Source organism: Micrococcus sp. LASM2_SD2, from assembly GCF_057364565.1.
In genome coordinates this window covers 1-8,184 of record NZ_JBNFOB010000092.1, presented here as the reverse complement: position 1 = coordinate 8,184, position 8,184 = coordinate 1, and the positions used below count along the sequence as shown (strand labels likewise).

Genomic DNA, 8,184 nt, shown 5'->3' with positions numbered 1-8,184 from the left:
CACCCCTCGCCGCCTGTGCGGTCCTCGCCGCCCCGACTTCCCGACGTCGGCGCTCGCCTTCCCGGCTCCGCCGGCGGGGACGGGGCGGAGGGTCCGCCCGCGCATCCGCTCCGCGACCTGGCCGAGGGGTTCCGGTACGTCCTACGGACCCGCTGGGTGCGGAGCAGCGTCCTGTTCGCCGCGCTCATGGGCCTGGTGACCACCGGCGTCCTTGAGGTGCTGCTGCCGGTGCTGCTGCGCGGCGAGCACGAGAACGGGGCGGCGGTCTACGGAGCGGTGCTGGCCGCCCTCGGCGTCGGCGGCCTGGTGGGCTCGCTGGTAGCCGGCGGAACGTCGGCGCCCCGGCGGTTCTTGCCCGCCATGGTGACCGCCTGGGCCCTGGCCTGCCTGCCGCTGGCCCTGACCGCGTGGACGTCGAACCCGTGGATCATCGGGGCCGGGCTGATGCTCTACGGCGCCGGCATCGGGGTGGGCATGGTGATCTGGGGGACCGCGCTCCAGACCCACGTGCCGCTGGAGATGCTGGGGCGGGTGGCGAGCCTGGACTTCTTCGTCTCGGTCGCGTTCATGCCGCTGTCCATCGGGCTCGTGGGGGCGGTGTCCGCCGTCGTCGCCCCGGGGGCGCTGTTCCTCGCGGCGGGGGTGGTCCCGCTGGTGCTGGCCGGGGTCCTGGCCGCGACCGGTCAGCTGCGCTCCGAGGAGCCCGCCGCCGCCTGAGCGGGGCGTGGCGGGGGTCGGGGCGCGTCCGCCTCGACCTGGCGATCGCGACATGACCTGGGTGCTGCCGCCAGGTGTTGTCGCGATCGCCAGGTCCTTTCGGGGCGGGGCTCGGATGTCGAGATGCAGCGAAGATTTCGCAGGACACGCGGCGAGTCTTTCGCAGAACTGGGATCCACGATGGACGTGCGAAAAGATGATGGTGCCACCAACGTCATGCCCTCCTACAACTAGACCGAGCCGAGCGGCCGTCGTCGTTGTACGGGGTCTGGAGGACAAGCCTCGTGCACTTCGTGGGTCCTCGGTAGTGTCCGTTCGTGGGTGCAATGACGGGCCCGTGATCTGCTCTTGACCGCTGCAGAGAGGACCCCGCCATGACCGCCACCGGACTGCTCGCCGGCCGCACCGCCCTCGTCACCGGAGGGACGCTCGGCATCGGCATCGGCTTCGGCATCGCCACCCAGCTCAAGGAGCACGGCGCGCAAGTCGCCGTCACGGGTCTGACCGAGGAGGAATGCGCCACGGCGCGCGAGGCCGGGTTCTCCGCCCATGTCCTGGATGTGCGCGACCGTGAGGCCTGCACCAAGGTCGTCGCCGACGTCGTCGCAGAGTTCGGGGCACTGGACGTCCTGGCCTCCAACGCCGGCGTCTACCCGCAGTCCTCCATCGAGGAGATGACCGACGAGGACATCGACCTCATCTTCGACATCAACGTCAAGGGCACCATCCACGCCGTCCAGGCCGCTATGCCCGAGCTGATCAAGTCCGGCCGAGGCCGCATCGTGCTCACCAGCTCCATCACCGGCAACTACACCGGCTACCCGGCCTGGTCCCACTACGGCGCCACCAAGGCCGCGCAGATGGGGTTCGTCCGCTCCGCCGCCATCGAGCTCGCCCGCAAGGGAGTCACCGTCAACGCCGTGCTGCCGGGCAACATCGTCACCCCGGGACTTGCGGCCATGGGCCAGGACTACATGAACAACATGGCCAAGTCCGTGCCCGCCGGATTCCTCGGTGAGCCCAAGGACATCGGCGCCACCGTCGCTTTCCTTGCCTCGGACGGAGCCCGGTACATCACCGGCCAGGGCATCGTCGTGGACGGCGGTCAGATCCTTCCGGAGGAGCCAGCGGCTCTCGACGGCATCTGAGCGTGCGCACCTTCGCCTGGCTCGCCCTGACCGCCGCCGTCGCCGTGATCGTCTGGGGTGTCACCCTCGGTTCGGGATCCTCCACGCAGAGCCTGCTGATGATCGCCGCGATTCCCGTGCTGGCCGGGGTGTCCGCGGTCGCCGCCTACCTGCGCCGGACGTGGTGGCTCACCGCCGTCGCCCTGGTGGTCGCGATCTTCGGCATCCCGGCGATGCTGGTGACGGCCACCCTCGTCCACGGACCCTGAGCTCACGCACCGCCGGTTACGCTCACCCCATGACCGTCACCTTCACCCGCATCGACCCCGAGGGCGCGGACCGGGAAGAGCTCATCTCGTTCATGACCGGCTCGCGCTGGCCCATGCACATGCGTCCCCAGGTCACGGCCGCAGGCGTCGAGGAGTCCCTCGCAGGCGGCGCCTTCGACGACGAAGACAACCGCTCCTACTGGATCGACCACCCACTCCACGGACGCGTCGGCTTCGTGCGGCTCGAGGACCTCACCGACCCCACCCCGCTGTTCGACCTGCGCCTGGACGAAGCGCACCGAGGCAAGGGCCTGGCCACCCCCATCCTCACCGCACTCACGGACCACGTCTTCCGCACCATGCCGGAGGTCGACCGCTTCGAGGGCCAGACCCGGGATGACAACACCGCCATGCGCCGCACCTTCCAGCGCGCCGGCTGGGTCAAGGAAGCCCACTACCGCCGCGGCTGGCCCGTGGACGGGGCCGAGCCCCGCGCGTCCGTGGCCTACGCGATCCTCCGCCAGGACTGGGAGAACGGGACCACCACCCCCGTGCCCTGGGACGACCTGCCGGCCTGACAGCGGAAGGCGAGTGCCGTCGTCGTGATCCCGCGGAGGCGGGCACATGCTCCACGGCGCATTCGACCGCGCCGCGCGCGTCCAGCCGTTCTGGGAATGTTGAAACAACTCAGGAACAACGTGGACTGCGGCCTCAAGCTCGTCCACAGGCCATACCAGTCCGTGCGCGGTTCGCGAAGCGAGAGGACCCGAAACAACCGGTACGCGGCATCACTGTGGCGTCAGTGAGCCCCTCAGTGAGCAAAGTGACGCGCTCACTGAGCAAACTGAAGTCCTCAGTGATCATTCCTGGATTCGCACCGCGGGGCTTCAACGGAGCAGCTACGGCGGCTGAACGTCACCATCCGCCCCGCACCACTGTGCGCCGCGTCACTACACTGGCCGGGTGAGCACCCTGAGCGAGATCACCGTCATCGACTTCCCCGGCTTCCCCACCGCCGTCGTGCGCGGCGGGCAGGTGGCCATGGACGAGCTGCCTGCCTTCATGGACCGGGCCCACCGCGCCCTCGGCCAAGCCGCCGACCAGGGATCCTTCACCCCCGCCGGACCGGCGTTCTCCCTGTACCGCGGCTTCGGCGAGGCAGGCCTCGGATCGACGGTGGACATCGAGGTGGGCTACCCGCTCGAGACACCCGTGAGCACCCCGACCCAGCACAGGGACACCACCGTGGAAGCCGGAGAGCTGCCGGCCGGGCAGGTCGCGGTCGCCCGCCACCACGGCTCCTACGACGGCCTGTCCGAGGCGTGGGGCACCCTGCTGGACCACCTGCGTGCCGCCGGCTGGGAGCCGGCGCGCCTCTGCTGGGAGGCCTACGAGACCAACCCCACCCCGGACATGGACCCTGCCGAGCTGGTCACCGGCCTCGCCGTGCCCGTCACCCGTCGCGCGTGAGCGATCTTCGTACCGCCTACGGCGCCCGTGCCCACGAGTACGCCGAACTGCTCGGCCACATGGACGCCACTGCGCCGGAGGACCGGGCCCTGATCTCCCGCTGGGCGGCCCGGCAGGACGGCCTCGTGCTGGACGTCGGCTGCGGCCCCGGCCACTGGACCGGCTGGCTCGCCTCCCGTGGCGTGCGGATCCGCGGCCTGGACCCGGTTCCAGAGTTCGTAGAGATCGCCCGGACCGCCCATCTGGGCACCACGTTCACCCGCGGCGGGTTCGCAGACCTGGCCCCGGGCACCTGTGCCGGCATCCTCGCCTGGTACTCGCTCATCCACACGCCCCCTGGAGAACTCCACCGTCACCTCAGGGCGTGCTTCACAGCCCTTCAGCCGGGCGGCTCCCTCCTGCTCGGACTCTTCGAGGCCCTTCACGACGTCGGGCTCGCACCCTTCGCGCATGCCGTCACCCGGGCGTGGGCCTGGCCGGCCTCGTCGATGGTGAGCAGACTCGAGGAGGCGGGGTTCGTCGTCGTCCACCAGGAGCGCAGGTCGGACCGCGGAGCCCGGCCCCACCTGGCCCTCGAGGCACGACGGCCCTGATCGAGCGGGGACGTCGGAGCTGACCCTGCCGGTGCCTCCGAGGCCCGTGCCTCAGTCTCCGACGCCGCGGTGCCGGGTGGCGGGCCCGGCGTCCGGGTGGAACGTGGGTTCCCGGTAGTCGGGGTCTGCGCGTTCGGCGTCCTGGTCGTAGCCGGGGGAGCCGTCGCCGAAGCTGCCGTCCAGGGGGGAGCGGACCATCAGCTGGTCCTTCGGGATCTCGATGCAGCCGCCCGCGCCGTGCACGATCAGCACGGACTCACCGCCGCCACGGTGGTACTCCGCGTTCAGGGCCAGACCGGTCTCGGCGTGCTGGGCGATGAAGACGGTGGTGACCGGCCCTCCGGGGTAGCGGCCGGGGCCGACGTCCACCGTCCAGCCGTGCTCTTCCAAGTAGGCCCGGGCGGGTTCGGCGGTGGTCTTTGCCGCGTCCAGGTCCGGCACGCCCTTGCGCAGGGAGAACAGCCAGCGGGTGGCGCCGGGGCCTTCGTCCGTGCGGGGGTCCACCGGCCCGGTGCAGGAGACCTGGGCGAGGTCTCGGAGGCCCTCTGTGTCGATCGCGTCCATGACGGCGGGCAGCTGCTCCTCCAGCAGCTGCTGCTGCCGCTCCAGCAGTTCCGGAGTGGGCTCGGGGCGTGTGGGCGTGGTCGCGGCGGACATGGAGGGCTCCTCGGGGTTCGGGGCGGGGGTGCTCTCAGCGGATCCGGCGGGGGCGGTCTGGCTCGGGCTCCCGTTCGTGGTGGCCGCGGGGGTGTTGCTCTCAGCTTCTTGCTGGCCGCAACCGGTCAGTGCGAGCAGCAGGGCCGCGGCGGCGAGGATGTGGGGAGGGCGGTGGGTGAGCGGTGCCGTCGTCACTTCCGGCGCTCCTTTCCTGTGGCGTCCTGGTATGCGTCGTCGAGCGAGGCCGACGGGAAGTCGTCCACACGCTGGTAGTCCTCGGGATGCTTCCGCAGCGGGTCGCGCTCACCGAAGAAGTTCCCGTCCATGCCGATCTCCGGGTACACCTGATCCTCATAGAGGACGCCCTGGATGTTCCGCAGAGCCAGGGTATCTCCCTGCAGATAGTCGCTGTGCCCACCGAAGTCGCTGTCACCCACCACGGACTCGCGGTTCCCGGAGCCGTCGCACCGCACGCCGCCCTCCAGGAGTATGACGTCGTCGAACACCTGGTCCTGTGATGTCCGGGTAGGTTGTTGAGCCTGCTGATGGGCGCGCCGCCGATCGCGGAGTGGTGCCGGTGATGATTGTAGAAGTGCAGCCAGCTCGTCGCGCCGCTCGCTCTCTGACGAGTAGAACCGCGCGTAAGCCCAACCATCCGCGAGCGTGCGGTGGAAGCGCTCGATTTTTCCATTGGTCTGCGGCCGATACGGGCGCGTCCGCTTGTGCGCGATGCCGAGCCGGTTGCAGGCATCGCGCCAGGCGAAGGACGTGTAAGCAGAACCGTTGTCGGACAGCACTCGCTCGACGGTGACGCCGCGCTCAGCGAACCAAGCGACGGCGCGCTCGAGTACCCCGATCGCGGTGACGGCCTTCTCGTCCGAGCAAGATCTCGGCATAGGCGACGCGAGAGTGATCATCGACGACCGTGTGGACGAACGCCGTGCCGATCAGCGCCCGATAGTTCTTCCCGCGCGTGATGTTGTCGCTGGAGCGACGATTCGCGTGGCCTTGCTGCCGACCGACGTAGCGGTGCCCACCTCCGTCGGGGATGTTGCCGAACTTCGTCACGTCGACATGGATCAGCGACCCCGGATGCGGATGCTCGTAGCGCCGCAGCGGCTCCCCGGTGACGCGGTCGATGTGCGAGAGCCTGTTCACGCCGCAGCGAACCAAGACCGCGTGGACGGTCGAGGCGGCCAGCCCGAGCCGGCCGGCGATCTGCGCGGGCCCGAGCCGGAGACGCCACCGCAACGCGATGATGCGCTTGTTCACCGACTCCGGCGTCTTGTGCGGGACGAGATGTGGTCGGCTCGACCGGTCCTGCATCCCGGCCGAGCCTTCAGCTCGGTAGCGGGCGGCCCATTTTGCGTGCGATGACGGGCCAGACCATGAACATCTTCGCGGCTACAACAGCGGCGTAGCCGTCCTCGACGATCAGGCGCGCGAGACGGAGTCTCGTGCGCGGGGTTAAGGACAGCGTTAGCGTGGGACACGAGGGCCTCCTGCGGTTCGTGAAGCGGTGAACTAGACAGCTCCACTTCACAGCCCGGAGGTCCTCACCCCTCGGAAGACTCAACCCCGTGTCGGGAAACAACGTCCCCGGACATCACACCTAGGGCGCGGCCGGTCAGTCGCCGGTGTCGAGGATGCAGAACTCGTTGCCCTCGGGGTCGGCCAGCACGGCCCAGCCGAGGTCGCCGCGGCGGTCGTCCACCATGGTGGCCCCGAGGGCCAGGGCCCGGGCGACCTCCTCGTCCCGGGTGGAGCCGCGCGTCGTGAGGTCCATGTGGGCGCGGTTCTTCACGCGCTTGGCGTCCGGCACCCGGTAGAAGAGCACCGTGTACCCGTCCGGGGTGAGGAGGTAGCACTCGTCCGATCCGGGCGCGTAGGAGTCCGGCTCGGCGACGTCCCAGCCCGTCAGCTCCCGCCAGAACTCGGCGACGGCGTAGGGGTCCAGGGCGTCCCAGGTGGTGTGGGAGAGGCGCAGGCTCATGCGCCCAGGGAACCACGGGGGGAGGGTGGACCTCAACGCCCGGCACGCCCGTCGGCACCCCCGCCCGGCCCCGGCCGCGTCGAATCGACTGCACTTCTGACCCTTCTCAGCCCCGGATTGGGCTTCAGAAGGGTCAGAAGTGCAGTGGATTCTCCTGCTTCCCCTCATCCCCCCTTCCCACCCCCGGCGACGACGGCGGGCCCTCGCCGGACCCCGCCCGCGGCTCCTACGCTCGGAGCCACCGGCGCGGCACTCGCCCGCCGGCCGTGCTAGACCAGGAGGAACCATGGCGCCCGAGGACACGAACACCACCACCACCGACCAGCTCACCCTGCAGGACCCGGTGAAGCGCTACCCGGTGATCAGCCCGCCGGAGCAGTCCCTGCCGGGCACCGGCCTGGACGCCGAGATGACCCCCAAGGCCGACCTCGGCGAGCACTCCTACCGCGGCACCGGCCGTCTCGAGGGCCGCAAGGCGCTCATCACCGGCGGCGACTCCGGCATCGGCGCGGCCACCGCGATCGCGTTCGCTCGCGAGGGCGCCGACGTCGTGATCACTTACCTGCCCGAGGAGGAGAAGGACGCCCAGCACGTCCTCGAGGTCCTGCAGGCGGAGGGGCGCACCGCCGCCGGGATCCCCGGCGACCTCCGCGACAAGACGTTCTGCGCCGACCTCGTGGCCCAGGCGGTCGAGAAGCTCGGCGGGCTGGACGTGCTGGTGAACAACGGCGGCAAGCAGGTGGCGCAGGACTCGATCGAGGACATCGACAACGAGCAGCTCGAGGCCACCTTCGACGTCAACATCCTGGCCCAGTTCCGCCTGGTCAAGGCCGCCCTGCCGCACCTGAAGCCGGGCTCCACGATCATCAACACCACCTCCGTGGTCGCCTACATGGCCCCGGAGCAGCTGGTGGACTACTCCGCCACGAAGGCCGCCATCAACACCTTCACGAAGGCCCTGGGCCAGCAGCTGGCCCCGAAGGGCATCCGCGTGAACGCCGTGGCGCCCGGTCCGATCTGGACCCCGCTGCAGCCCTCCGGCGGCCAGAAGTCGGAGGACCTGCCGGAGTTCGGCCAGTCCACCCCGCTGGGCCGCGCCGGCCAGCCCACCGAGCTCGCCCCGGCCTACGTGTTCCTGGCCTCGCCGGAGTCCTCCTATGTGGTGGGCGCGACCATCCCGGTGACCGGCGGCATACCCACCCCGTGACGCCCGCTCCCGCCGCCCCGGACGTCCACCCTCCCCGCGCCGCAGGCCCCCGCCGACAACGTGCGGGGCGTGGACGTCCTGGTGATGGGCGGGGGACAGGTTGGCCTCGCCGCCGGCTACCACCTGCACCGCCTTCGCACGGGGACGCCCG

9 protein-coding genes and 1 pseudogene are annotated in these 8,184 nt (G+C 70.4%); 7 read left to right on the top strand and 3 right to left on the bottom strand.

The genetic code is table 11. The features are described from left to right. The 6 genes from AC2W7A_RS06580 to AC2W7A_RS06555 form a co-directional block, all read left to right on the top strand. On the top strand, positions 1 to 717 hold a 717-nt coding region (locus AC2W7A_RS06580; protein ID WP_485990656.1), incomplete at its 5' end, for an MFS transporter. A 374-nt stretch (positions 718 to 1,091) separates the two neighbouring features. Further along, positions 1,092 to 1,865: a 3-oxoacyl-ACP reductase FabG gene (gene fabG, locus AC2W7A_RS06575; protein WP_485990655.1), complete on the top strand. Its 774-nt coding sequence runs from the start codon at positions 1,092 to 1,094 to the stop codon at positions 1,863 to 1,865. Between the two features lie 2 nt (positions 1,866 to 1,867). After that, complete coding sequence (locus AC2W7A_RS06570) at positions 1,868 to 2,113, top strand: hypothetical protein (protein WP_485990654.1); 246 nt, start codon at positions 1,868 to 1,870, stop codon at positions 2,111 to 2,113. 29 nt (positions 2,114 to 2,142) lie between these two features. After that, complete coding sequence (locus tag AC2W7A_RS06565; RefSeq protein ID WP_485990653.1) at positions 2,143 to 2,691, top strand: GNAT family N-acetyltransferase; 549 nt, start codon at positions 2,143 to 2,145, stop codon at positions 2,689 to 2,691. 385 nt (positions 2,692 to 3,076) lie between these two features. Further along, entirely contained in the window at positions 3,077 to 3,583 is a 507-nt protein-coding gene (locus AC2W7A_RS06560) for a GyrI-like domain-containing protein (RefSeq protein ID WP_485990652.1), read from the top strand. Beyond that, the gene (locus AC2W7A_RS06555) at positions 3,580 to 4,176 is read left to right on the top strand and encodes a class I SAM-dependent DNA methyltransferase (RefSeq protein WP_485990651.1); all 597 of its coding nucleotides are present in this window, start codon (positions 3,580 to 3,582) and stop codon (positions 4,174 to 4,176) included. Before AC2W7A_RS06560 ends, AC2W7A_RS06555 begins: the two co-directional genes overlap by 4 nt. A gap of 51 nt (positions 4,177 to 4,227) precedes the next feature. Here AC2W7A_RS06555 and AC2W7A_RS06550 read toward each other — a convergent pair whose 3' ends face one another. The 3 genes and pseudogenes from AC2W7A_RS06550 to AC2W7A_RS06540 all read right to left on the bottom strand — a co-directional run bounded on the left by AC2W7A_RS06550 (position 4,228) and on the right by AC2W7A_RS06540 (position 6,826). Further along, positions 4,228 to 5,028 carry a hypothetical protein gene (locus AC2W7A_RS06550; protein WP_485990657.1) on the bottom strand — a complete coding sequence of 267 codons (801 nt, stop codon included), beginning with the start codon at positions 5,026 to 5,028 and terminating at the stop codon, positions 4,228 to 4,230. Positions 5,029 to 5,347: 319 nt separating this feature from the next. Next, positions 5,348 to 6,326 (bottom strand): annotated as a pseudogene (locus AC2W7A_RS06545) (IS481 family transposase); the annotation flags it as partial. A gap of 134 nt (positions 6,327 to 6,460) precedes the next feature. Then, positions 6,461 to 6,826 carry a VOC family protein gene (locus AC2W7A_RS06540; protein WP_485990650.1) on the bottom strand — a complete coding sequence of 122 codons (366 nt, stop codon included), beginning with the start codon at positions 6,824 to 6,826 and terminating at the stop codon, positions 6,461 to 6,463. A gap of 286 nt (positions 6,827 to 7,112) precedes the next feature. Here AC2W7A_RS06540 and AC2W7A_RS06535 point away from each other — a divergent pair, with 286 nt between their 5' ends. Beyond that, on the top strand, positions 7,113 to 8,033 hold the full coding sequence (locus tag AC2W7A_RS06535) for an SDR family oxidoreductase (RefSeq protein ID WP_485990649.1): 921 nt from the start codon (positions 7,113 to 7,115) through the stop codon (positions 8,031 to 8,033). The last annotated feature ends 151 nt before the right edge of the window (positions 8,034 to 8,184 follow it).

Coding starts and splice junctions, on each gene's coding strand:
- fabG (WP_485990655.1), top strand. CDS start 1,092: ATGACCGCCACCGGACTGCTCGCCGGCCGCACCGCCCTCGTCACCGGA.
- AC2W7A_RS06565 (WP_485990653.1), top strand. CDS start 2,143: ATGACCGTCACCTTCACCCGCATCGACCCCGAGGGCGCGGACCGGGAA.
- AC2W7A_RS06540 (WP_485990650.1), bottom strand. CDS start 6,826: ATGAGCCTGCGCCTCTCCCACACCACCTGGGACGCCCTGGACCCCTAC.
- AC2W7A_RS06535 (WP_485990649.1), top strand. CDS start 7,113: ATGGCGCCCGAGGACACGAACACCACCACCACCGACCAGCTCACCCTG.